At 58.3% G+C, this 23,561-nt stretch carries 21 protein-coding genes, 1 other RNA gene and 2 pseudogenes; 21 read left to right on the plus strand and 3 right to left on the minus strand.

Annotation, left to right across the window (positions count from 1 at the left end):
• The first annotated feature begins 33 nt into the window (after positions 1–33).
• The 3 genes from aspS to IRT44_RS11935 all read left to right on the plus strand — a co-directional run bounded on the left by aspS (position 34) and on the right by IRT44_RS11935 (position 2,907).
• Entirely contained in the window at positions 34–1,821 is a 1,788-nt protein-coding gene (gene aspS / locus IRT44_RS11925; protein ID WP_212132935.1) for an aspartate--tRNA ligase, read from the plus strand.
• 50 nt (positions 1,822–1,871) lie between these two features.
• A non-coding RNA gene (gene ssrS / locus IRT44_RS11930) (6S RNA) lies at positions 1,872–2,054 on the plus strand.
• A 100-nt stretch (positions 2,055–2,154) separates the two neighbouring features.
• Entirely contained in the window at positions 2,155–2,907 is a 753-nt protein-coding gene (locus IRT44_RS11935; RefSeq protein WP_171565426.1) for a tRNA threonylcarbamoyladenosine dehydratase, read from the plus strand.
• A 104-nt stretch (positions 2,908–3,011) separates the two neighbouring features.
• Here the strand turns inward: IRT44_RS11935 and IRT44_RS11940 are convergent, their stop codons facing one another.
• Positions 3,012–3,575 carry a thioredoxin family protein gene (locus IRT44_RS11940; RefSeq protein WP_171565425.1) on the minus strand — a complete coding sequence of 188 codons (564 nt, stop codon included), beginning with the start codon at positions 3,573–3,575 and terminating at the stop codon, positions 3,012–3,014.
• A 176-nt stretch (positions 3,576–3,751) separates the two neighbouring features.
• Between IRT44_RS11940 and IRT44_RS11945 the strand changes: the two genes are divergently transcribed.
• From IRT44_RS11945 to IRT44_RS11955, 3 genes are all read left to right on the plus strand, one after another.
• Positions 3,752–4,537, plus strand: coding sequence for a DeoR/GlpR family DNA-binding transcription regulator (locus IRT44_RS11945; RefSeq protein WP_171565424.1), 786 nt, complete (start codon positions 3,752–3,754; stop codon positions 4,535–4,537).
• On the plus strand, positions 4,534–5,577 hold the full coding sequence (locus IRT44_RS11950; RefSeq protein ID WP_171565423.1) for an oxidoreductase: 1,044 nt from the start codon (positions 4,534–4,536) through the stop codon (positions 5,575–5,577). Before IRT44_RS11945 ends, IRT44_RS11950 begins: the two co-directional genes overlap by 4 nt.
• 149 nt (positions 5,578–5,726) lie before the next feature.
• Positions 5,727–7,055: an AAA family ATPase gene (locus tag IRT44_RS11955; protein WP_230076730.1), complete on the plus strand. Its 1,329-nt coding sequence runs from the start codon at positions 5,727–5,729 to the stop codon at positions 7,053–7,055.
• 31 nt (positions 7,056–7,086) lie between these two features.
• Here the strand turns inward: IRT44_RS11955 and IRT44_RS11960 are convergent, their stop codons facing one another.
• A complete protein-coding gene (locus tag IRT44_RS11960; protein ID WP_171565421.1) occupies positions 7,087–7,260 on the minus strand; it encodes a hypothetical protein in 174 nt (57 codons plus the stop codon).
• Between the two features lie 110 nt (positions 7,261–7,370).
• On the opposite strand from IRT44_RS11960, the gene cymR reads away from it, so the two are divergent.
• From cymR to IRT44_RS11990, 6 genes and pseudogenes are all read left to right on the plus strand, one after another.
• A complete protein-coding gene (cymR, locus tag IRT44_RS11965) occupies positions 7,371–7,790 on the plus strand; it encodes a cysteine metabolism transcriptional regulator CymR (RefSeq protein WP_171565420.1) in 420 nt (139 codons plus the stop codon).
• 36 nt (positions 7,791–7,826) lie between these two features.
• Positions 7,827–8,960, plus strand: a complete 1,134-nt coding sequence (locus tag IRT44_RS11970; RefSeq protein ID WP_212132435.1) for a cysteine desulfurase family protein — start codon at positions 7,827–7,829, stop codon at positions 8,958–8,960.
• A gap of 235 nt (positions 8,961–9,195) precedes the next feature.
• A pseudogene (locus IRT44_RS11975) lies at positions 9,196–11,452 on the plus strand (ATP-dependent RecD-like DNA helicase).
• Between the two features lie 77 nt (positions 11,453–11,529).
• Positions 11,530–12,027: a PRC-barrel domain-containing protein gene (locus IRT44_RS11980; protein ID WP_171565417.1), complete on the plus strand. Its 498-nt coding sequence runs from the start codon at positions 11,530–11,532 to the stop codon at positions 12,025–12,027.
• 19 nt (positions 12,028–12,046) lie between these two features.
• Positions 12,047–12,253 carry a hypothetical protein gene (locus tag IRT44_RS11985; RefSeq protein WP_171565516.1) on the plus strand — a complete coding sequence of 69 codons (207 nt, stop codon included), beginning with the start codon at positions 12,047–12,049 and terminating at the stop codon, positions 12,251–12,253.
• 35 nt (positions 12,254–12,288) lie between these two features.
• Positions 12,289–12,477 carry a hypothetical protein gene (locus IRT44_RS11990; protein ID WP_171565416.1) on the plus strand — a complete coding sequence of 63 codons (189 nt, stop codon included), beginning with the start codon at positions 12,289–12,291 and terminating at the stop codon, positions 12,475–12,477.
• A gap of 78 nt (positions 12,478–12,555) precedes the next feature.
• On the opposite strand, the gene IRT44_RS11995 is transcribed toward IRT44_RS11990, so the two are convergent.
• The gene (locus IRT44_RS11995) at positions 12,556–13,242 is read right to left on the minus strand and encodes a TerC family protein (protein WP_171565415.1); all 687 of its coding nucleotides are present in this window, start codon (positions 13,240–13,242) and stop codon (positions 12,556–12,558) included.
• Positions 13,243–13,617: 375 nt separating this feature from the next.
• Between IRT44_RS11995 and IRT44_RS12000 the strand changes: the two genes are divergently transcribed.
• The 9 genes and pseudogenes from IRT44_RS12000 to ltrA all read left to right on the plus strand — a co-directional run bounded on the left by IRT44_RS12000 (position 13,618) and on the right by ltrA (position 23,545).
• The gene (locus tag IRT44_RS12000) at positions 13,618–14,682 is read left to right on the plus strand and encodes an AI-2E family transporter (RefSeq protein ID WP_230076732.1); all 1,065 of its coding nucleotides are present in this window, start codon (positions 13,618–13,620) and stop codon (positions 14,680–14,682) included.
• Positions 14,683–15,058: 376 nt separating this feature from the next.
• Complete coding sequence (gene alaS, locus IRT44_RS12005; RefSeq protein ID WP_171565413.1) at positions 15,059–17,707, plus strand: alanine--tRNA ligase; 2,649 nt, start codon at positions 15,059–15,061, stop codon at positions 17,705–17,707.
• A gap of 133 nt (positions 17,708–17,840) precedes the next feature.
• The gene (locus IRT44_RS12010; RefSeq protein WP_171565412.1) at positions 17,841–18,104 is read left to right on the plus strand and encodes an IreB family regulatory phosphoprotein; all 264 of its coding nucleotides are present in this window, start codon (positions 17,841–17,843) and stop codon (positions 18,102–18,104) included.
• Between the two features lie 13 nt (positions 18,105–18,117).
• Positions 18,118–18,534, plus strand: a complete 417-nt coding sequence (gene ruvX, locus IRT44_RS12015) for a Holliday junction resolvase RuvX (protein ID WP_171565411.1) — start codon at positions 18,118–18,120, stop codon at positions 18,532–18,534.
• A gap of 7 nt (positions 18,535–18,541) precedes the next feature.
• Positions 18,542–18,832, plus strand: a complete 291-nt coding sequence (locus IRT44_RS12020) for a DUF1292 domain-containing protein (protein ID WP_171565410.1) — start codon at positions 18,542–18,544, stop codon at positions 18,830–18,832.
• Between the two features lie 229 nt (positions 18,833–19,061).
• Complete coding sequence (mltG, locus tag IRT44_RS12025; protein WP_230076733.1) at positions 19,062–20,156, plus strand: endolytic transglycosylase MltG; 1,095 nt, start codon at positions 19,062–19,064, stop codon at positions 20,154–20,156.
• Positions 20,157–20,228: 72 nt separating this feature from the next.
• Entirely contained in the window at positions 20,229–20,897 is a 669-nt protein-coding gene (locus IRT44_RS12030; RefSeq protein ID WP_230076734.1) for an O-methyltransferase, read from the plus strand.
• A gap of 29 nt (positions 20,898–20,926) precedes the next feature.
• A pseudogene (gene udk, locus IRT44_RS12035) lies at positions 20,927–21,574 on the plus strand (uridine kinase); the annotation flags it as partial.
• A gap of 711 nt (positions 21,575–22,285) precedes the next feature.
• A complete protein-coding gene (ltrA, locus tag IRT44_RS12040; protein ID WP_230076735.1) occupies positions 22,286–23,545 on the plus strand; it encodes a group II intron reverse transcriptase/maturase in 1,260 nt (419 codons plus the stop codon).
• Positions 23,546–23,561 lie beyond the last annotated feature (16 nt).

Genomic DNA, 23,561 nt, shown 5'->3' on the forward strand with positions numbered 1-23,561 from the left:
TTCGCAGAGATGAAGAGTGGAGGAATACCGAAGATGACGTGGCAATACCGTACCGTGCATTGTGGAGAAGTAAGCAAGGAACACATCGGTCAGGAGGTCGTCCTGAATGGCTGGGTGCAGAAACGGCGCGACCTGGGCGGAGTGATTTTCATCGACTTCCGCGACCGGACCGGCATCGTGCAGATCGTGTTCAACCCGGAATATAACAAAACAGCGTGGGAAATCGCCGACAAGGTCCGCAGCGAATACGTGCTGGCCGTAAAGGGAACCGTGGTCAAGCGCGATCCGGAAGCGGTCAACCCGAAGCTGAAAACCGGCGAAGTGGAAGTGCACGTCGCCGAAATCGAGGTTCTCAATGATGCGAAGACACCGCCGTTTGTGATCGAAGACGAGATCGACGTGGATGAGCAGGTCCGACTCAAGTACCGCTATCTGGACCTGCGCCGTCCGGAGATGCAGCGCGCTCTGCTGCTGCGCAGCAAGGCGTCCAAGGCATTCCGCGACTTTTTGGACAGCCGCGGCTTCGTTGAAGTGGAGACGCCGATCCTGACCAAGAGCACACCGGAAGGGGCGCGCGACTACCTGGTGCCGTCCCGCGTACATCCGGGCGAATTTTACGCGCTGCCGCAATCGCCGCAGTTGTTTAAGCAGCTGCTGATGATCTCCGGCCTGGAGCGCTACTACCAGATCGCCCGCTGCTTCCGCGATGAAGACCTGCGCGCTGACCGTCAGCCCGAGTTTACCCAGGTGGACATCGAGACGTCGTTCTTGTCCATGGAAGAGCTGCTGCCGATGATGGAGCAGATGGTCGCCCACGTTTTCAAGGAAACGATTGGCGTGGACGTTCCAACGCCGTTCCCGCGCCTTACCTATGCGGAAGCGATGGCCCGCTACGGTTCCGACAAGCCGGACATCCGCTTCGGCATGGAGCTGACGGACGTGTCCGATCTCGTGGCCAACTGCAATTTCAAAGTATTCGCCGGTGCCGTCGCTACCGGTGGCCAGGTAAAAGCGATCAATGCCAAAGGATGCGGTCACTACTCCCGCAAGGAAGCGGACGATCTGGGCAAATTCGCGGCCCGCTACGGGGCGAAAGGGTTGGCCTGGATGGGCTTCAAGGACGGCGAGGTGAAAGGGCCGATCGCCAAGTTCTTCTCTGCGGAAGAAATTGACGCGCTGAAACAGCGGCTGGCAGCGGAAGAAGGCGACCTGCTTCTGTTTGTGGCCGACAAGCCGAAAGTGGTGGCAGACGCGCTGGGCGCACTGCGTTCCAAACTGGGTGAAGAGCTTGGCCTAATCGACCACAGCAAGTTTGCCTTCCTGTGGGTGGTGGACTTCCCGCTGTTGGAATGGGACGAAGAAGCGCAGCGCTACGTCGCCCTGCACCATCCGTTCACGCGTCCGAAAGACGAAGACCTGCATCTGTTTGAAACCGACCCGGGACAGATCAGGGCACAGGCGTATGACATGGTGCTCAACGGCTACGAGCTGGGCGGCGGTTCGATGCGGATTTACAAGCGTGACGTGCAGGAAAAAATGTTCAAGGCACTCGGCTTTTCGCAGGAGGAAGCGCGCAAGCAATTCGGCTTCCTGCTGGATGCCTTTGAATACGGCACGCCTCCGCACGGCGGCATTGCCCTCGGTCTGGACCGTCTGGTCATGCTGCTGGCCGGCCGCAACAACCTGCGCGAAGTCATCGCCTTCCCGAAAACAGCAAGCGCCAGCGACCTAATGACGGACGCACCGGGACAAGTATCGCCGCTGCAGCTTGCCGAACTGAACATCACCACCACGGTCAAGGAAGAAGACGAGCAGGAATAAGCGTACTTGCACAGGCGCATTCGCCTCTGATACATTGGTTATACTGAAGAATAGCCCTGCGATGCCCGTGACTTCCGAATAGTTTTGAGCCACAAACACATTCATGGGAGTCTGCCGTCCCACCCGCGAGGACACGCCTCCATCGAGTGGACGTCCGGAACGGTTGGGCGAGACACCCACCTGCCAGGCGCAGGTTCAAAACTTCAGGAGCTGCACGGCATTATGGGGCTCCTTTTTTGCCCGGGATTCCTACTTTTCCGATGATCATTACAGCGGGCAAGAGGGAGAAGCCGGGTCGTACAGATCGTGTGAGAGGAAGAGGTTGACGGAAACATGCTTCATCAATTTTCCCGTTGTGAGCTGGCCTTCGGTCCCGAGGGCTTGGAAAAAATGAAAAACAGCACCGTCGCCGTGCTGGGCATCGGCGGCGTCGGTTCGTTTACGGTGGAGGCATTGGCCCGCACTGGCGTCGGCAAGCTGGTGCTGGTGGACAAGGACGTGGTGGACATCACCAACATCAACCGGCAGATTCACGCCACCCTGCATACCATCGGCCAGCCAAAGACCGAGCTGATGAAGGAGCGCATCGCTGCGATCAATCCGGAGTGCGAAGTGGTCACACTGAACATGTTTTACAACCAGGAGACGGCCGATCAGCTTTTCGCCCACAAGCTGGATTACATCGTTGACGCGATGGACCTCATGACGGCCAAGCTTCACGTGATCCAGGAGGCGAAGCGGCGCGGCATTCCGATCGTCTCCAGCATGGGGGCGGCGAACAAGATGGACCCGACCCGGTTCGAAGTGGCTGACATTTCCCAGACCAGCTACGACCCGATCGCCAAGGTGATCCGGCGCGAACTGCGGAAAAAAGGCATCCACAAAGGCGTCAAAGTGGTGTATTCCAAAGAAATTCCGGTAACGATCCGCGAAGACGTGCGTACCCAGATTGCCGATACCAATTCGCCGATCAGCAAGGCACGCCGTCCCCCAGCAAGCAACGCGTTTGTGCCTTCCGTTGCGGGGCTGATTCTGGCCAGCGTCGTCGTCCGCGACATACTGGACTGGCAGCCGGCAAAAGGATAACCCAAGGAAAAGCTGCTGCGAAAATGACGCAGCAGCTTCTTTGACTGCAGACATAATGATACAAAACCCACTACCAGCTTTCGGTAGTGGGTTTTGTTCATTCATCATTCAGGCTGCTTCCACTTGATATTGCAGCCAAGACTCGGTTTTTGCGGGACGGTTACGGGCTCGCCTTTGAGCAGTTGATCCAGAGCAGCGCGGATGGACGCGCCGGTGACAGGAATGTCGTTGCCTGGACGGGAGTCGTCCAATTGACCGCGATAGGCGCATGCCAGATTGCCGTCGAACACGTAAAAGTCGGGTGTGCACGCGGCCTGATAGGCGCGAGCGACCTCCTGCGTTTCGTCGTACAGGTACGGGAAGGGATACTTCCATTCTTCTGCCACCTGCTTCATCCGCTCGGGCGAATCGTCCGGATAGGCGGCAGCGTCATTGGAACTGATCGCGATGAAGGAGACGCCCTTGGGAAGGTAGTCGTTCGCAAGGCGTACCAGTTCCGCTTGTACGTGTTTGACAAACGGGCAGTGGTTGCAGATGAACATGATCACCGTCGCCTGTTTGGAGGCAAGCTCGGAAAGCGACATGACCTTGCCGGTTACCGTGTCCGGCAGTGCGAAGTCAGGTGCCTTTTGACCGAGCGGGAACATCGTGGATTCTGTCCGGGCCATGTTGATTCGCTCCTCTCCTTGGATATCGTTTCCGTCTACTATAGCGCATCTCCTTTTCCTGATCAACGGTATTGCGCGTTTTGCTTACAAACCACTCGCAATACACGAATATTTTTGACGGTCGTAAGCAAAATGCTTATCATAGAGATAACTTTTCCGTAAACGAGGGAGTTACCATGCAGCAAGAAGAACGTCTAGCCGCTGTCCTGCGCCATCTGCAGCGACACCAGCGGATCACTGTGGAGCAAATGTGCGACTGGTTTGGCATTTCCCGCGACTCGGCCCGCCGCGACCTGGTCAAATTGGAGGAGCGAGGGGAAATCATTCGCGTCCGCGGCGGAGCAGTGCTGCCCACCTTGACCAAGCATGTGCAGAGCTACCAAGAGCGATTGAACAACCCCGCTGGCAAACGGGAGATAGGCAGGGCGGCTGCGTCGTTGATCCGCAGCGGTGACTATCTTCTGTTGGATACGGCCACGACGGTGCAGTTTGCGGCGGAATGCATGTCAGCCGAACAGTGCGTAATCGTCACCAACTCCATTGACGTGGCCGACATTTTCAGCCGGAAGCGGTCGGCGGAAATACATCTGCTCGGCGGTCAGCTAAACGTCTGGCACCGCGGCTTGTTTGGGCCCAAGACGATCGCCGATCTGCACGAAATGCGCGTAGACAAACTGCTGCTCGGCGCGTGCGGCATCACGTCGGAAGGACTGACCGCCCAAACGGTGGACGAAGCGTACGTGAAAAAGGCAATGCTGGCATGCGCCGATCAGGTCATCGTGCTGGCCGATTCCAGCAAGTTTGGCAAGCGGCTGTTTCACAAGGTGTGCAGCCTGGACAAAATCGACATCGTCGTCACCGACGCGGAGCCGGCGGAAACGGTTCGGGGCGCATTGGAGCAGGCGGGCGTGGAGCTCTTGGTCGCTTCCCGTTTGACGGAGCAAGGGGGAGGAACATTGTGAAACAGGTAAACGTCGGGTTGATTGGATATGGATTATCGGGCCAGGTCTTTCATGCGCCGGTGATTCGGGCAGTGCCGGGATTAAAACTGGCGAAGGTCGTCTCATCCCGTCCGGAAAAGGTGCGTGCCGACCTGCCCGAGGCAGAGGTGGTCGCCAGCGTGGATGATCTTTTGTCTGACGATCAGATTGAACTGGTGGTCGTTGCCGCGCCAAACACCTCCCACTACCCGTACGCCAAGCAGGCGCTTTTGGCAGGCAAACATGTCGTGGTGGAGAAGCCGTTTGTGATCCGCTCTTCGGAAGCGGAAGAGCTGATCCGGCTGGCCGAGTCGCGCGGGCGCGTGCTCAGCGTCTACCACAACCGCAGATGGGACAACGATTTTTTGACGGTGAAACACCTGCTGCAAACCGGTGCATTGGGGGAGGTTTTCCTGTATGAAGCGCACTACGACCGTTACCGTCCGGAGGTGACCGACCGCTGGCGGGAGCGGGATTTGCCCGGTTCCGGCATTCTGTACGACCTGGGTTCCCATCTGATCGATCAGGCGCTTCATCTCTTCGGTCTGCCGCAGACGGTGATGGCCGATGTCGGCGCGCAGCGTCCCGGAGCCAGGGCGACGGACTTTTTCCACATCGTGCTCGGATACGGGGCGCTGCGGGTGATTTTGCACGCCGGTTCGCTGGTCCGTCAGCCTGGTCCCCGATTTATGATTCACGGCGACAAGGGCAGTTTCATCAAGTACGGTTTGGACCCGCAGGAAGACGCGTTGCGAGCGGGACAGATCCCGGGAGGACCTGAGTGGGGCAGGGATCGCAAAGAGACGTATGGACAGCTCACGCTGAGCGTGGGAGAACTGAACGTGAGCAGCAGCGTGGAAACCATTCCCGGCGCGTATCAGACGTACTATCAACAGATGTACGAAGCGATTGTGTCCGATACACCGGCGCCTGTTTCACCTGTGGATGCGATGAACGTGATTCGGGTGATTGAATGGGCGGAGCAGAGCAGCCGGGAACAGCGTGTGATCTCGGTTCGGTAGTGGGGCATATCCGGCAGGGGGACTTCGCTGCTATAGGCACATGACCTGCCGACTCGCCTGAGCGATGAATGGTTGCTTGCCAATGCACGTTTGTTTCCATTATGCTATGATATTGAGACAACCCCATTAACATGAAAGGGTATGTAGTAATGGATCTTTTTTCATTCGCATACGAACAGCACGATTCGGGCAAACTCCAGCCGCTGGCGGCGCGGATGAGGCCGCGGACCGTGGATGAGGTGCTCGGACAATCACATATTTTGGCACCAGGCAAGCTGCTCAGGCGAGCGATCGAGGCCGACCAGGTCTCTTCGCTCATCTTTTACGGTCCGCCCGGGGCGGGGAAGACGACATTGGCGAAAATCATCGCCAACACGACCAAATCCCATTTCGCCGAACTAAACGCGGTGACGGCAGGAGTCGCCGACATCCGCCGCATCGTGGACGAGGCCAAAGACCGTCTGGTTATGAACGGTCAGCGCACGACGCTGTTTATCGACGAGATACACCGCTTCAACAAGGCGCAGCAGGATGCCCTGCTCCCTTGTGTGGAGGATGGGACCATTATCCTGATTGGGGCGACAACGGAAAATCCGTTTTTTGAAGTAAACGCCGCCCTGCTCTCCCGTTCGCAGATATTTTCGCTCCATCCGCTGAACGAGGAAGAACTGCGGCAGGTGTTGGAGCGGGCCGTTACCGACCGCGAACGGGGCCTGGGAGAATTGAACGTCACGGTCACGCCCGAGGCTGCTGATCATCTGATCCGGTACGCCGAAGGAGATGCGCGCAGACTGTTGAACGCACTGGAACTGGCCGTGAAGACGACGCCTCCGGATGAACACGGCGTGATTCGCGTCACGCTGGAAGTAGCGGTGGAGTCCATCCAGCGGCGCGCTGTTCGCTACGACAAAAGCGGCGACAACCACTACGACACCATATCCGCGTTTATCAAGTCGATTCGCGGCTCCGATCCGGACGCCGCCCTGTACTGGCTGGCGCGGATGATCGATGCGGGCGAAGACCCCCGGTTTATCGCCCGCCGGCTGGTGATCTCCGCCTCGGAAGACATCGGCAACGCCGACCCGCAGGCGATCACTGTCGCTGTTTCCTGCTTCCAGGCGGTGGAGTTGATCGGCATGCCGGAGGGACGGATTCCCCTGGCCCAGGCGACCACGTACCTGGCGACGGCGCCCAAGAGTAACGCCGCCTACAACGGGATCAACCAGGCGTTGGCCGCGATCAGGAGAGACGGGCACAAACCGGTGCCGCTCCACCTGCGCGACGCCGCCTACAAGGGTGCGTCCCGGCTCGGCCACGGCAAAGGATATCTCTATCCGCACGAATATCCCGGCGGATACGTCCCGCAGCAGTATTTGCCGGACGGGACCGACTACACGTTTTATCAGCCGAAGCCGATCGGCTACGAGCAGGAAATTCGCTGCAGACAGGCAGAGCGCTTACAGATGCCCAGACCGTAAACGTTCCCCCGGGTGGCGGGGGAACGAGCGATCAGGTACGGGCGGTTCCGCCCGGTTTGTTGGGAAGATCGCCGTTTTCGTTCGGCTGTTTGCTCTGCTCGCTGGCTCCGAATCGCGCCTTGTGGGCGATCGTGCCGGCTGGATGGTCGTACAGCGCCGCAGAGGGATGGTTTTTTCCGTCTACCGCTTTTTGATTGGTGGCCATGTGCATTCACCCCCTGCAACGTAGTGTGTCCCCAACCGCCCGTCTCATGTAGGTCAATGGTCATGGAGGAGGTGGGCAGGGAGCGAGAGGAAAAAAGGAGAGTTGGTACCGTGAAAATTTCGACGAAAGGACGTTACGGCCTGACCATTATGATGGAATTGGCCAACCGCTTTGGCGAAGGCCCGATTTCGCTGCGGAGCATTGCCCAGCGGCACGATTTGTCCGAACATTACCTGGAGCAGTTGATCGCGCCGCTCCGCAATGCCGGACTGGTGAAAAGCATCCGCGGCGCATACGGCGGGTATGTCCTGGCAAAAAAGCCGGATGAAATCTCCGCCGGCGACATTATCCGCGTGTTGGAAGGGCCGATCAGCCCGGTGGAGTTCACCGAGGAGGAAGACCCGGCCAAGCGCTATCTGTGGCTGCGCATCCGCGACAGCATATCTGCCGTCCTCGATTCCACGACGCTGCAGGATTTGATCAGCTACAAGGATGAAGGACAGACGGACGGCTACATGTTCTACATTTGACGCAACAGCGTACGAAGCAAAAAAGGAGAGCGCGAGATGATCTATCTGGACCACGCCGCCACGACCCCTGTCCATCCGCGCGTGGCGGAAGCGATGCACCCCTATCTGACGAACGTATACGGCAATCCCTCCAGTCTGCACGGCTTTGGCCGGGAGGCGCGCATGGGCCTGGAACGTGCGCGTGACCGGATCGCTCACATTCTCGGTGCCGAACCGCAGACGATCGTCTTTACCAGCGGCGGGACGGAGGCGGACAACATGGCGATCATCGGGGGAGCGATGGCCCAGCAGGATCGAGGGCGGCACGTCATTACGTCCAGCGTGGAGCACCACGCCGTCCTGCATGCTTGCGCGCACCTGGAGCAGTTGGGATTTGAAGTGACGTACCTGCCGGTGGATGAGACGGGCATGGTCAGCCCGGAGGAACTCAAACAGGCGGTCCGACCGGATACCGTGCTGGTCTCGATCATGTACGGCAACAACGAAGTGGGGACGATCCAGCCGATCGAGGAGATTGGCCGGTTTCTCCGCGAACGGAACATCGTGTTTCACACCGACGCGGTGCAGGCATTCGGCGTGATGCCCCTCAACGTCAGCGAACTGCCGGTGGACATGCTCTCCGTCTCCGCCCACAAGATCAACGGCCCGAAAGGCGTAGGGGCCCTGTACCTGGGACGGAAGGTGCCGATTCAGCCGCATCTGCACGGCGGTAAACAGGAGCGGAATCGGCGGGGCGGCACGGAAAACCTGGCCGGCATCGTCGGCTTTGCAGAGGCGGCGGAGATCGCGGCCAGGGAGATGGAGGAGCGCGTCGCCAAGTACCGGCAGATGCGCGAAGCGATGCTTGCCGTCTGGCGGGAGGCGGGCATCGCGTATCACGTAAACGGTCACCCCGAACGGCATTTGCCGCACATCCTCAACGTCAGCTTTCCGGGCGTCCATACCGAGACGATGCTGATGAACCTGGATCTGGCCGGCATTGCCGCCGCCAGCGGCTCCGCCTGCACGTCGGGTTCGCTGGAACTGTCCCACGTTCTGCAGGCGATGTGCCTGGACGATCCGGTCATGCGTTCGGCTGTTCGCTTCAGCTTTGGCATCACCAACACGGTGGAAGAGGTGAAGCAGGCGGCGCAAACGACGGCGGACATCGTCAAACGGGTGGCGCGGTAATCTTTTCAGACAGCTGCAGACGGTTGCGGCCGATGAGCCTGGGCCGGACCGATTCACAGAAGTCACAACAACCAGCAAGCGCACGAGGACGCTGCTGGTTTTTTTCTTGCCAATCGACGTGAAGGACGGCCCGTTTGCCGTCGGCGCGGTTGTCAGAGCTGGCAGAACGATTTTATAATCGAACAAGAGTTTCGGGGGAATCCCGCGGGATTTTCCCATCCGGGAGGCGTGTGCGGTGTCACAGCAGACACTTTCCTTGTTTGCCGAACCTTACATACGCGGCTATGTCGCGCAAGAAATTTTTTACAATGAAGAAACGTGGTACGGTGTCATTCGTCTAACAGTGGAGGAGACTACAGAACCGGTGAAGGATGCCGAGGTCGTGGTCGTCGGGAACTTCCCCCGGCCGCATCCGGAGGAGCTGTACACGTTTTACGGTGAGTGGAAGACGCATCCAAAGTTTGGGCAGCAGTACGCAGTCAACAGGTATGAACGGGAAACGCCCAAGACCCGGGCAGGAGTGGAGCGCTATCTGGCCAGCGGACTGTTTCAAGGCATCGGCAAGACGAGCGAAACGCATCGTGCAGCATCTGGGCGTAGAGGCGCTCACAATCATCGCCGAGCAGCCGGAGCGGCTCGTGGAGGTGCCGGGTATCTCGGAGACGCGCGCCAAGCAGATCTACGAGTCGGTGATGGAACACCGCTCCCTGGAGCGAGCGATGGTGTTTCTCTACGAGTTTGGCATCGGCGTCCAGTTGGCGCTGCGGATTTATCAGACGTACAAGCTGGAGACGATGACTGTCCTGACGGAACAGCCGTATCGGCTGATCGAGGATGTCGCGGGCATCGGGTTCAAGCGGGCGGACGAAATCGCCCGGGCTACGGGAATTGCCGCTTCCTCGGAGGAGAGGGTCAAGGCGGCAGCCCTGTACGTTTTGCAGGAAGCCTGCTACTCCGAAGGACACGTGTTTCTGCCGGCGGACGAGCTGTGTGAAAAAACGCTGCGCCTGTTGGACGAGTGCGGGGGACACCGCTTTCAGCCGGAGGAGATTGCGCTTGCCGTGGAATCGCTTTTTGTCGAGAGCAAAGTGGTCTGGGACGAAGACCGGGTCTATCTGCCTTCGCTGTTTTTTGCGGAAATTGGGCTGGCCAAGCGGCTGCGCTACTTTGCCGAACGGGACGAGTTTGGCGCCTTTCCCGCTTCGGAGTTTTACCGGGCGCTGGGCGCAGTGGAAGAAGAGCTGGGCATCACGTACGCCCAAACGCAGCGGGATGCGATCGAGCAGGCGATCAAATCCGGACTGATGCTCTTGACCGGCGGTCCCGGCACGGGGAAAACGACGGTGATTCGCGGGATCTGTCGCGTGTTTGCCCAACTGCACGGCATTTCGCTAGACCTGAAGACCTACGACGAAGAAAATCCCTTCCCCATCCTGCTGGTCGCTCCCACCGGTCGGGCAGCCAAACGCATGTCGGAGACAACCGGTCTGCCAGCGATGACCATTCACCGCCTCCTCGGTTGGAAAGGGGACAGCTTTCAGCACGACGCGGAGCATCCGATCCGGGGACGGCTGTTGATCGTCGACGAGATGTCGATGGTGGACGTCTGGCTGGCCAATCAGCTGTTTCGCGCCGTGCCGGACGAGATGCAGGTGATTATGGTGGGCGACCCGGATCAGCTGCCGTCGGTCGGCCCCGGCAACGTGCTGCAGGACATGATCCGCTCGGGTCTGTTGCCGCGCGTACAGCTCAGCGAGATTTACCGGCAGGCGCAGGAGTCCTCGATCATCCGGCTGGCTCACGATGTCCGCAAGGGATTGGTCCCGTCCGATTTGTTGGCCACGACGCCTGACCGTCGATTTTTCACAAGTTCGCCACAAGATGTGGTGGAAGCGGTGAAACAAATCTGCGCCGGAGCCGTAAAGAAAGGGTATACGGCCAAAGATGTACAAGTCCTCGCTCCCATGTACAAGGGAAATGCCGGAGTAAACCGGCTGAACGAAGAGCTGCAGCAACTGTTCAATCCCAAGACTGAACAGAAGCGGGAGGTGACGTTTGGCGACACCGTCTTCCGCACCGGGGACAAGGTGCTGCAGTTGGTCAACAACGCCGAGGAACAGGTGTTCAACGGCGACATGGGAGAAATTGTCGCCATTTTTTACCCGAATGAAAACGCAGAGAACACCGAGATGATGGTCGTTTCCTTTGACGGCCGGGAAGTGGTGTACAAGCGTCCGGAGTATCACCAGCTCACACTGGCCTACTGCTGCTCCGTGCACAAGTCGCAGGGCAGCGAGTTTCCCATCGTGGTCATGCCGTTTGTCCGCAGCTACCACCGCATGCTGCGGCGCAAGCTGGTGTATACGGGAATTACCCGCAGCAAGTCGTTTTTGATCATGTGCGGGGAGCCGGATGCGTTTCGCCTCGCGGTAGAGACCGACGAAGAGGGCGTGCGCTACAGCTATCTGGAAGAGCGATTGAAGCAAGGGTGAGCCTTGGAACAAGTTGTTCCGCATGGATCGTCCCGCACCGCTTGATACTAAAGAAAGCGGAAGGGGGATGTCCCGACATGCGCAAGGCATTGGATGTAATCGGCTTGCCGATCGTCTGCCTGGAAACGGGGGAAGAGATCGGCACGGTCCGTGACATTCTCTGTGACTCCGCCTGGCGTGTAAGGGGGGTCTTGCTGAGCGAACAGGGCTGGTTCCACCCTGGCACCTGCATTCCTTCCGAACGCATCCACGCGGTAGGGGAATCCTGCCTTACCGTGACGGGCAAAGACGCCATCACCTCCCTTGACCGTCTCGCCGACCTGCCGCTCACCGGCATCCTGACGGGCAGAACAAAGCTGAAGGGGAAAACGGTCATCACCGCTTCCGGGGAACGCTTGGGCATACTGGAAGATGTTTACTTCTCTGCGGATTGGGAGAAACTTGTAGGGTACGAACTATCGAACGGTTGGCTTGCGGACATTACCGAAGGGCGCAAACGCCTGTCCGCGCCACCTTCCGTCATCGTCGGGGAAGAAAACCTGATCGTGCCGGACTGGGTTCGCAGCCAGGCGTGAAAGGGAGGAATTGCGTGTGATGCGTGTCATATGCCCGAACTGCGGTTCCAAAGACATCGGCAAGATTGGAACCACGCAGTATTACTGTTGGAACTGCTTCATCGAGATGAGCGTCGACGGCGACCAGATCGCTTCCGTCTACCAGGTGGAAGAGGATGGCTCGCTGCATTCGCTCAACGACCTGTTTATCGACGACCAGAATGTTTCCGCCCAGTTGAACATGTGAACAGACGGCCCATTACCCGAGGAGGTGTCATCGGCATGTCCGGACGCAATCTGATTGGCGTGATTGCCGCCAGCGGTCTGATCGCGGCGGTCGGGTTTATGGTCTCACCGCGGCGGCGCAAACGGCGGTTTGGGATTCGGGTCAACCGTATGCCCGTTTCGCTGCGCAACATGATGAACGTGATCAACATGAGCCGCTCGCTGCTTCGCGCCGTCGCCCGTTAGCCGGTGTCACATGGCAAGCGGAAAAGTCCATGAAGACAGCCCGAACGGTCCACTGCCGTTCGGGCTGCTTTTTTGCGGTTACGATTGTTCCGCCATGCGCTTTTGCTGTTGATTCCTGATGCGGCCAATCAGCAGTACGCCGACGACCACGGCCACGATGAAGATCCATTTCAGGATCACGTGAGCGGTGAAGAAACCGGCCAACAGTTTCTCGCTCGTGATCATGCTGCCCGCGGTGTAGGCCAAGATGGCTGCCCCGATGTAGATGACGGCAGGGAAGCGCTCCATCAGCTTCAACACCAGGGTGCTGCCCCACACCATGACCGGTACGCTGATCAAGAGACCGACCACGACGAGCAGAAAGCTGCCGTGTGCGGCCCCTGCGACTGCGATCACGTTGTCCAGACCCATCACGGCGTCTGCGACGATGATCGTCCAGATGGCCGAGACCAGGCTCGTTCCCGCTTTCACCGTCTCGTGCCCATCGTCCTGCACCAGCAGTTTCAGGGCGATCCAGATCAGCATTAATCCGCCGACGAACAGCAGCCCCGGGATTTTCAGCAGCCAGACAACCGCCAGCGTAGCGGTGGCTCGAATCACAATCGCCCCGATCGTTCCCCAGATGATCGCCTTCTTTTGCTGATGGGACGGCAGGTTGCGTGCGGCCATCCCGATTACGATTGCGTTGTCGCCCGCCAGTACCAGATCAATTACGATGATCGCTAACAGTCCAGACCAGAATGCGGGGGTAAACAACACGTCCATTTGTCTCTACAACCTCCTTTAATGCGGACATTTCTCGTAAAGGCCGGCGTCCTCCTTCGAACAGACATGCGCTATGTAGTCTGCGTCAAGGGGAGGAAAACAAAACGACCTTTACCTCAACGGGTAAAGGTCGTATGAACAGAAAAGACCCTTACCCATCACTCGGCAAAGGTCTTGCTTACAACATTACGTTGCCAACAAAGCCGGGGATTGCTCCCGTAATGACGACTTTGCTGTGACAAGCTACTCCCCTTTGGAGAATATATCCGTTTGTAGTATCATCGTACACCGGTGCCGCACGCATGTCAATACCGTACATGAAATTCCGCGACTTGCACACGCTAACAGATACGAATCAGAGGGAGGAGGGGCAGGGTGGAGGATCTTCGCCGCAGCCGCCTGTTTGCCGCGGCCGTCTGGGCGATTGTGCTGCTGGTCATCGGCAATCTGCTCTGGCTGCTGCGCCCTGTGGTCACCAAAACGTTTCACTTGCTGTCGGAGATTGTGATGCCCTTTCTCGTCGGCCTGCTGATCGCCTACGTGCTGCATCCGATCGTGCAGGCGCTGGAAAACAGGCGAGTGCCGCGCATGGTGGCCGTGCTGCTGATCTACGCGGGGTTCGTGCTGATCATCACCATCGGGATTGTCAATGCCATTCCCATCTTTGCCCGCCAGCTCGCGGAGCTGTCCGACGATCTGCCGCGCCTGACGGAGTGGTACCACACGTGGATGCGGGAGTGGGAAGCGTACAAGTACTTTTTGCCGGACAGCATCTCGCTGGGGGTGGACCGGGTCATTATCCAGTCCCAGGAACGGATGTCCCATTCGATCACACTTTTGGTCGACAATGCGCGCAATACGCTGGGCAAGCTGCTCGCCTACGCAGTGGTTCCGTTTATCGCCTTTTACCTGCTCAAGGACATGAAAGACCTGCACCGCACAGGCATGTCCATCATCCCGGCGAAATACCGCAAGCAGGTGCTGGCCGTTCTGCGCGACGTCAACGAGTCGCTCGGCAATTACATACACGGCCAAATGACCGTGGCCCTGATCGTGGGCGCCTGCGCATGCGTCGGTTACTGGCTGATCGGCATGCCGTATCCATTCGTGCTGGCCACGTTTGTCAGCCTGACCAACGTCATTCCCTACATCGGCCCGATCATCGGCGCTGCTCCCGCCCTGATCGTCGCCCTGACGATCTCCATGAAAATGGCGCTCATGGTGCTGGCCGTCAACATTGTCATTCAGATCTTGGAGGGCAACATTCTCTCGCCCAACATCGTCGGCCGCTCGCTTCATCTGCATCCGCTCCTGATCATCATGGCCCTGCTGGCCGGAGAGGCGGTGGGCGGCATCATCGGTCTGATCGTCGCTGTTCCGGTGCTGGCAGTATGTAAAGTGGTGATCAGCCGGATTGCCCTGATGATGCACGAAAGTTGACAGGTTTCGGCAAACAATTTTATAATACGAATAATGAAAAAGAGCATGGATCGATGAAGGAATGAGTACGCTGCAGCCCTTCTCCAGAGAGGACGCTCCACAGGCTGGGAGAGCGGCCAGAAGAAGTGCAGCGGAAGGCTACTCCCAAGACCGGGCAAAAACCGGCGGTTCGACACCGTTATCTGTCCGCAAGCGAGCGACAGGCAGATTCGTCTGATCAGGCTGCCTGTAAGCAGGGTGGTACCGCGAGACAAGTTCTCGTCCCTGAGGGGATGGGGACTTTTTTTTCGCGCAGGTCCGTCGCTTCGTCCGGGAGGGAGCGACCCTTTTTCCGATCATGTACGCGTTTCACACTCATTTTTTGGGAGGATTTTCGATGAAGAAACTGACTGGCAGCCAAATCCGCCAAATGTATCTCGATTTCTTCAAAAGCAAGGGACACCACGTGGAGCCGAGCGCGCCGCTGATTCCGCACGACGACCCGTCGCTTCTGTGGATCAACTGCGGGATGGCACCGCTGAAAAAGTACTTTGACGGCCGAGTCGTGCCGGACAACCCCCGAATTGTCAACTCGCAAAAATCGATCCGCACCAACGACATCGAAAACGTGGGACGCACGGCTCGTCACCACACGTTCTTTGAAATGCTGGGGAACTTCTCCATCGGCGACTATTTCAAAGAAGAGTCGATCACCTGGGCATGGGAATTCCTCACCAGCCCGCAGTGGATCGGATTTGAACCGGAGCGTCTGTGGGTTACGATTCACCCCGAGGACGACGAGGCGTTTGACATCTGGCACAAAAAAGTGGGCATTCCCGAAGAGCGGATCATTCGCCTGGAAGCCAACTTCTGGGACATCGGCGAAGGCCCCTGCGGTCCCAACTCCGAGATTTTTTACGATCGCGGGGAGCGGTTTGGCAACGATCCCAACGACCCGGAACTGTACCCGGGCGGCGAAAACGAGCGCTTCCTGGAAGTGTGGAACCTGGTCTTCTCGCAGTATAACCACAACCCGGACGGCAGCTACACGCCGCTGCCGAAAAAGAACATTGACACCGGCATGGGGCTGGAGCGGATGGCGTCCATCATCCAGGACGTGGACAACAACTTTGAAACAGACCTGCTGTTCCCGCTGATCGAGGCGACCAGTGCCATCTCCGGCGTCGCCTACAAGCAGGACCCGGACCTGGACGTGGCGCTGAAGGTGATCGCCGACCACGCCCGCACCGTCGTCTTTGCCATCAGCGACGGCGCGCTGCCTTCCAATGAAGGGCGCGGCTACGTCATTCGCCGCCTGCTGCGCCGTGCAGTGCGGATGGGCAAAAAGCTGGGCGTGGAGCAGCCGTTCCTCTATCGCCTGACGGAAACGGTCGGCAGGATGATGGGCGATTTCTATCCGGAAGTGGTGGAGAAGCGCGCCTTCATCGAAAAAGTGATCCGCGCCGAAGAGGAACGCTTCCACGAAACGTTGAACGACGGCCTCGCCATTCTGGCCGAAATGGTGAAAACGGCAAAGGCGGAAGGCAAGAGCCAACTGTCCGGCCAGGACGTCTTCAAAATGTACGACACCTACGGGTTCCCGGTTGACCTGACCGAAGACTTTGCCGGCGAACAAGGGCTGACGGTGGACCGCGAAGGATTCGAGCGGGCGATGGAGGAACAGCGCGAGCGTGCCCGTGCCGCCCGCCAGGACGTGGACAGCATGCAGACACAGGGCGGCCCGCTTGCCGATTTGACGGTTACGAGCGAATTTGTTGGGTATACTGAATTGGTAGCGAATGGCAAGGTGGAGGCGATCATCGCCAACAACCAGCTGGCTGACGAGGCGGAAGAAGGACAGACTGTCCAGGTCGTCTTGAGCCGTACCCCGTTTTACGCGGAAAGCGGCGGTCAAATCAACGACGAGGGCCTCATCATTTCCGACTCCGTCAAGGCGCGCGTCACCGACGTGCAAAAAGGGCCGATGGGCCAACACGTGCACACCGTCGTTGTGGAGGCAGGCACACTGCGCGTCGGCGAAGAAGTCCGCGCCGAAGTGAACCGGAATGCCCGACTCGACATCACCAAAAACCACACGGCCACACACCTGCTGCACCAGGCGCTCAAAGACGTGCTGGGCACGCATGTCAACCAGGCCGGTTCGCTGGTGGCGCCGGATCGCCTGCGGTTTGACTTCACCCATATCAGCGCGGTGACTCCGGAAGAACTGGAGCGGATCGAAGCGATCGTCAACGAAAAAGTGTGGGCCAACCTGAACGTAGACATCTTCCACAAGTCCCTTGACGAAGCGAAGGCGATGGGAGCGATGGCGCTGTTCGGTGAAAAGTACGGCGAGATCGTCCGCGTGGTCAAGGTGGGTGACTACAGTCTGGAGCTGTGCGGCGGCTGCCACGTGTCCAACACGGCGGAAATCGGCCTGTTCAAGATCGTCAGCGAGAGCGGCATCGGGGCGGGCACGCGCCGGATCGAAGCAGTGACGGGACGCGGCGCCTACCACTACCTCAACCAGCAGCTGAGCACGCTGAAAGAGGTGGCCAACGCACTCAAGGCACCGGTCCTGGCAGAGACGCCGGCCCGCATCGAGGCGCTCCAGCAGCAGTTGAAGGACGTGCAGCGCGAAAACGAATCGCTGCGCGCCAAACTGGGCAACATCGAAGCAGCGTCGCTGACCGACAAGCTGAAAGAGGTGGAAGGCGTCAAGGTGCTGGCTGCCCGCGTCTCCGCGACCGATATGGATAACCTGCGCGGCATGGTAGACGAGCTGAAAAACAAACTGGGATCGGCTGTCATCGTCCTTGGTGCGGTGGACGGCGAGAAGGTCAACCTGGTGGCCGGCGTGACCAAAGACCTGATGGACAAGGGCTTCCATGCAGGCAAACTGATCAAGGAAGTGGCCACCCGCTGCGGCGGAGGAGGCGGAGGCCGTCCTGACATGGCCCAGGCGGGCGGCAAGGACCCTGCCAAGCTGCAAGAGGCGCTGGAATTGGTCTACGATCTGGTGAAAGGACAGGCGGTGGCGAAGTAACGCCGCCGTCTTTCCTCGCCACGTATTGCCTGACAAGAAAAGTGTTCGATCGACAAGGAATCGGCCGTTTTGAGGCGAATACACATGTGAAGAGCGAATGCGGAAGAGTCTCAGAGGAATCGAGGTGTTGATCGTGAGTTCGATGGATAAAACCATGAAGTTCACGGTGCCCAAGGAAAATAATACGGTGGAAGTGCGGGAGACGCTGACAGAGGTCTACAAGGCCCTGCAAGAGAAGGGGTACAACCCGATTACGCAGATTGTCGGCTACCTGCTTTCCGGTGATCCGGCATTCATTCCCCGCCACAACAATGCGCGCAGCCTGATCGGCAAAATTGAGCGGGACAGAATTATTGAAGAGCTGGTAACCGTCTACTTGTCGGAAGAACGCAAGTAGGTGTGTGCAGGCAATGGCACGAATTCTGGGATTGGATGTGGGCGAGAAAACCATCGGCGTGGCCGTCAGCGATGAGCTGGGCTGGACCGCCCAAGGGGTGGAGACGATCAGGCGCCAGTCAAAGGAGAAGGATCTCGCTCGCTTGAAAGAATGGATACAATATTATCAGGTCGGCGAAATTGTCGTGGGCCTGCCCAAAAATATGAACGGCACCATCGGAGCGCGCGGGGAAAGCTGCCAGGCGTTTGCCCGTTGGCTCGAGGAACGGACGGGGCTGCCTGTACGTCTTTGGGACGAACGGCTGACCACCATGGCCGCGGAGCGAATGTTGATTACTGCCGATGTCAGCCGGCAAAAACGCAAAAACGTGATAGACAAAATGGCGGCCACATTAATCCTGCAGGGTTACTTGGACGCAAAATCGAGGTGACCGAGATATGAGCGAAGAACTGTTTGATGAGTTTGAAGTCGGGGATGTGATCGCACTGACCGAAGAAGGCGATGACAACCCGCGTGATTTCCGCATCATGTACATTTTTGACATCGAAGACCGCACGTATCTCGTGCTGGTTCCCGTCGACCAGGAAGATGAAGAGGAGTACGAGGTTCACTTCCTGCGCTACGACGGCACTGACATGCTCCAGCCAATCGAGGACGATGCGGAGTGGGAACAGGTGGAGGCGACGTTCGAGACCCTGATTGCCGACCTGGAAAAAGAAGAGCTGTAAGAGCAATAACGGGAGGGCGATGCAGCCCTCTCGTTTTTTTGCCCGTGGCGTTGCGCTCCGCCTGCATGATGTGCCCAAAAACTGCATGGATCACGTGCTGATGACAGCAGGACATGCCTTGGGTATAATGGAAAAGATGCAGGGACGAGCCCTCTTTGGGGTCCCAGGTGCCGCGTGTCGAAATCAATGGATTGGCAGCGAGGCACCGCGAAAAAAGGAGGACTCTGTCGTGAATCATCTGTCACTGAAACAAGATCGCAGCGCCGAATGGCCGCCGCCCAAGCGGCGCAGGCGCGGCCGCCTGTTTCGGTTGGGGGTCGCGCTGTTCTGTCTGCTGATCGCGGCGGGAGGAGCGGCATTTTACGTGTATCAAGGGCTGCAGCCGCCAAATGGCGAGCGCACAGTTAAAACGGTAACCATTCCGTCCGGTTCGTCGGTGCGGGAGATCGGCCGTCTGCTGGAGGAGCAGGGGCTGATCCGCAACGCCGACCTGTTTGCCTACTATGCCAAATACCAGGGGATCGGCTCCCGCCTGCAGGCCGGGACCTACCAGTTTCAGACGGGTGCCACCGTCGATGAGATCCTGCTAGCCATGGCGCAGGGCAAGATCGTGGTGAACTCCGTTCGCTTTACCGTGCCGGAGGGCTGGAACGTGGAGCAGATCGCCGATCATCTGGCCCAAAAAGGACTTGTTGACAAGGCGGAATTTTTGCGGGAAGTGGAGCAGGGAAGCTTTCCGGAGTTTCCGTTTGTCGCGGCCATTCCGAAAACGGAAGGGCGAAAATACCGCCTGGAGGGCTACCTGTTCCCCGAGACGTACGAAGTGAAAAAGGGGGCCAGCGCGCACGAGATCATCGCCAAGATGCTCGCCCAGTTCCAAAAGGAATGGCAACCGGAGTGGACGGAAACGTTGAAGCAGAGGAACATGACCATGGATGAGGCAGTCCGCCTGGCGTCCATCGTGGAGCGGGAAGTCGTGGTGGACAAGGAGCGGCCGATCGTGGCCGGCGTCTACTACAACCGGCTGCGTGAAGGGTGGCTGTTGCAGGCCGACGCCACCGTCCAGTTTGTTCTCGGCAAGCAGCGCGACCGGCTGACGTATGACGATCTAAAGGTAAACAGTCCGTACAACACGTACAAGCATCCGGGACTGCCGCCCGGGCCGATCGCCAACCCCGGCCGGGCGTCGCTGGAAGCCGTCGTCCATCCGGCCCAACACGATTATTTCTTTTACGTGACCAAAAAGGACGGTTCGTCCGAGCATTACTTTTCCCGCACGCTGGCCGAGCACCAGGCCAACGATGCGAAAAGCAGAGGGAACTGACGCGGTTTCCTCTGTTTTTTGCCCGCGGGTATGCTATAATGATCCGGTTGTTAGGTTAGGGAGCGTGATGTGATGATTACCAATCCGGCGATTGATGCTTATGTGACGGGGCTGATCCCGCCGCGTTCCCCGCTGCTGGCGCGATTGGAGCGGGAAGCGGCGGAAGAGGGCATTCCCATCGTCCAACTGCCGACAGCGCAGACGATCCGGATGTTGCTCCAGCTTCACCGGCCGCAGTCGATTCTGGAAGTGGGGACCGCCATCGGTTATTCCACCATCTGGATGGCGGAGGCGGCACCGGAAGCCCGTATCGTCACGATGGACATCGACGAACAGCGTCTGGAGCGGGCGCGTGCCAACATCGCCGAAGCCGGGTTGTCAGAGCGGATCGAGATTCTCAATAGAGACGCCACGCTCGGTCTGCCGGACACGTACCAATTTGACTGTCTGTTTATCGACGCCGCCAAGGGACAGTACCGCACGTTTCTCGATCTCTACCTGCCGTTGTTGCGCGAAGGAGGGCTGGTGCTGTCTGACAACGTCCTGTTTCGCGGGCTGGTGGCGGCGCCGGAAGAAGCGGGAAAACGACAGCGGCCGCTGGTGGACAAGCTGCGGCAGTTCAACACCTGCCTGGCGCAGCATCCGCAATTGGAAACGACGTTTGTTCCGGTGGGCGACGGCCTGGCCGTCAGCCTGAAGCGGACAGCCGATTACACAACTGAGAACGGTCCCCGGCTGTAAGGCCAGGGAGTAGCAAGAGGAAGGAGACATGGAGCATGGGTCACCCCGTATTGATTGGGGTCGCCGGGGGCAGCGGCTCCGGCAAAACTACCGTGGCGCGGGAACTGTTTCGCCAGTTTCAAAACGACAGCGTCGCCATGATTGAGCAGGATTCGTACTACAAGGACCAGAGCCACCTCAGTCTGGAAGAGCGTGCGATGACCAATTACGACCACCCGTTTGCGTTTGACAACGATCTGCTGCTGTTTCACCTGCAGGAGCTGATGCAGCGCCGACCGATCCAAAAGCCGATTTACGATTTCAAGGTGCACAATCGGAAAAAGGAAACAGTGCTGGTGGAGCCGAAAGACGTGATTATTCTGGAAGGCATGCTGATCCTGGAAGATCCCCGCATCCGCGACCTGATGGACATCAAGGTGTTTGTCGACACTGACGCGGACGTGCGCATCGTCCGGCGGATCATGCGCGACATCGAAGAGCGCGGCCGTTCGCTTGAATCGGTGGTCAACCAGTACCTCAACGTCGTACGGCCGATGCACCTGCAGTTTATCGAGCCGACCAAGCGGTACGCCGACGTGATCATCCCGGAAGGCGGCTACAACCGGGTTGCGCTCGATCTCCTGTCGACCAAGATCCGCAACATCCTGCTGGAGAAACAGCAGCTCTCCAACGCGTAAGCGACGTCAGCCAGGCCGGGAAAAAGATCGCTGCCTTGCCGGGCCGATCGAAGCCGCAGGCAGCGTGACCGGCTCAGTCAGGGACATCACCGCACGTGAATATCTGAACCGATACGCGAGCGCACCGCTAACTAGCGGCGCGCTTTTTTCAGTGCGCCCGGCATGGGCGGTAGCTATAGGGTGAAAGTCCCGAACGGGGGTTGGCTGTACCAACCGTTAGCTTAAGGCAAGGGTGTCCGCCGTGAGGCGGAATCTGAAGGAAGCCGGCGGCAAAGTCCTGACCTGAGGTACACGAACCCAATTTGAGGCTGTTGTACTCGGGCGAGCCTGCCGAACAAGGTGAAGCCCCATACAGCCAAGGAGTGCAGCAGTAAATTGGGCAGGTACATGGGACGAAAGTTACCGTCCTTACCCGGGGAGGTCTGCATGATACGCCTACTACCGTTGGCAACCGTCTCCGCGAGGGGGCGCTGAACATGCAGAAGTCAGCAGAGGCCATAGTACTCCGATAGAGGACGCTCGAAGGAGGAAGGGCCGAACATCAAGTCAACACATGTTCTAATCCCTTTCGATACGGTGCGTCGAAGCAGAATTCCGAAATGGAACTTCCTCTGAATAGTAGGGGTGAAGCCCCGAGGGTACAGAGAAGGGCTGAGCATCGTACGGCAAGCTTAGCAACATGTGTGCGAAGAGAGGAGTATCGTCAGGGGCATGCTGGAGAAAGTGCTGTCACGGGACAACCTCATGGCCGCTCTCAAACGAGTGGAGGCCAACAGAGGTGCTGCGGGAATCGACGGTGTTTCAACCGAACAACTGCGCGACTACCTTCGTCAGCACTGGGCGACCATCCGGTCGCAAATCGAGAAGGGAACCTACAAGCCGTCTCCTGTCCGCAGGGTCGAAATCCCGAAACCTGACGGGGGAATACGATTGCTAGGCATCCCTACCGTGGTAGATCGCTTCATCCAGCAGGCCATCCTGCAGGTATTGACTCCCATATTCGACCCAGAGTTCTCCGACTCCAGCTTCGGGTTCCGTCCAGGCCGCCGTGCTCACAGTGCTGTGCGGAAAGCACAACAGTACATCAACGAAGGATTCCGGTATGTGGTCGACATCGACTTGGAGAAGTTCTTCGACCGGGTCAACCATGATATCCTAATGAGCCGGGTTGCCCGCAAGGTGAAGGACAAGCGCCTTCTTAAACTAATTCGCGCTTATCTGCAATCCGGAGTCATGGTCAACGGAGTGTGTGTCACGACGGAAGAGGGCACGCCGCAAGGTGGCCCCTTAAGTCCGCTGTTGGCCAACATTCTGCTAGACGACCTGGACAAGGAGTTGGAGAAAAGGAGACACCGTTTCTGCCGCTATGCGGACGACTGCAACATCTACGTCCGCTCCAAACGTGCGGGTGAACGTGTAAAGGCAAGTGTGGAGCGATACTTGACTAGGGTTCTCAAACTCAAGGTAAATCAACAGAAAAGTGCGGTGGACCGCCCGTGCAACCGGAAGTTCCTCGGCTTTAGCTTTATTCCGGGAAAGGAAGCGCGGATACGTCTGCATCCCAAATCGATCACCCGGTTAAAAGGACGAATTCGCCAATTAACCAACCCACATCGAAGCATGACCATGCAGGAGAGGATTCAAAAACTCAACCAATACCTCATGGGATGGATCGGGTATTTTGCGCTGGCCGAGGCGAAAACCCATCTTCTGCGAATAGAGGAATGGATTCGCCGAAGGCTCCGGCTCTGTCTATGGACGCAGTGGAAACGAGTTCGTACGAGGTACCGCGAACTTCGTTCGCTTGGATTTTCTCACAACAGAGCACTGGAAATCGCAAACACCCGAAAGGGGGCGTGGCGGACAACAAAATCCCCGCACATGCACAAAGCCCTTGGTATTGCCTACTGGCAACAACAAGGGCTGATGAGTTTGATACAGCGATATTTCACACTTCGTCAAGCTTGGTGAACCGCCGTATACCGGT

Origin of the sequence: Brevibacillus sedimenti, assembly GCF_020923495.1 — a bacterium.
Classification (GTDB): Bacteria; Bacillota; Bacilli; order Brevibacillales; family Brevibacillaceae; genus Brevibacillus; species Brevibacillus aydinogluensis.

Bases quoted from the DNA above. Each gene is read 5' to 3' on its own strand.
- aspS (WP_212132935.1), top strand. From the start codon at position 34: ATGACGTGGCAATACCGTACCGTGCATTGTGGAGAAGTAAGCAAGGAA.
- IRT44_RS11935 (WP_171565426.1), top strand. From the start codon at position 2,155: ATGCTTCATCAATTTTCCCGTTGTGAGCTGGCCTTCGGTCCCGAGGGC.
- IRT44_RS11940 (WP_171565425.1), bottom strand. From the start codon at position 3,575: ATGGCCCGGACAGAATCCACGATGTTCCCGCTCGGTCAAAAGGCACCT.
- IRT44_RS11945 (WP_171565424.1), top strand. From the start codon at position 3,752: ATGCAGCAAGAAGAACGTCTAGCCGCTGTCCTGCGCCATCTGCAGCGA.
- IRT44_RS11955 (WP_230076730.1), top strand. From the start codon at position 5,727: ATGGATCTTTTTTCATTCGCATACGAACAGCACGATTCGGGCAAACTC.
- IRT44_RS11960 (WP_171565421.1), bottom strand. From the start codon at position 7,260: ATGGCCACCAATCAAAAAGCGGTAGACGGAAAAAACCATCCCTCTGCG.
- IRT44_RS11970 (WP_212132435.1), top strand. From the start codon at position 7,827: ATGATCTATCTGGACCACGCCGCCACGACCCCTGTCCATCCGCGCGTG.
- IRT44_RS11980 (WP_171565417.1), top strand. From the start codon at position 11,530: ATGCGCAAGGCATTGGATGTAATCGGCTTGCCGATCGTCTGCCTGGAA.
- IRT44_RS11985 (WP_171565516.1), top strand. From the start codon at position 12,047: ATGCGTGTCATATGCCCGAACTGCGGTTCCAAAGACATCGGCAAGATT.
- IRT44_RS11990 (WP_171565416.1), top strand. From the start codon at position 12,289: ATGTCCGGACGCAATCTGATTGGCGTGATTGCCGCCAGCGGTCTGATC.
- IRT44_RS11995 (WP_171565415.1), bottom strand. From the start codon at position 13,242: ATGGACGTGTTGTTTACCCCCGCATTCTGGTCTGGACTGTTAGCGATC.
- alaS (WP_171565413.1), top strand. From the start codon at position 15,059: ATGAAGAAACTGACTGGCAGCCAAATCCGCCAAATGTATCTCGATTTC.
- ruvX (WP_171565411.1), top strand. From the start codon at position 18,118: ATGGCACGAATTCTGGGATTGGATGTGGGCGAGAAAACCATCGGCGTG.
- IRT44_RS12020 (WP_171565410.1), top strand. From the start codon at position 18,542: ATGAGCGAAGAACTGTTTGATGAGTTTGAAGTCGGGGATGTGATCGCA.
- IRT44_RS12030 (WP_230076734.1), top strand. From the start codon at position 20,229: ATGATTACCAATCCGGCGATTGATGCTTATGTGACGGGGCTGATCCCG.
- ltrA (WP_230076735.1), top strand. From the start codon at position 22,286: ATGCTGGAGAAAGTGCTGTCACGGGACAACCTCATGGCCGCTCTCAAA.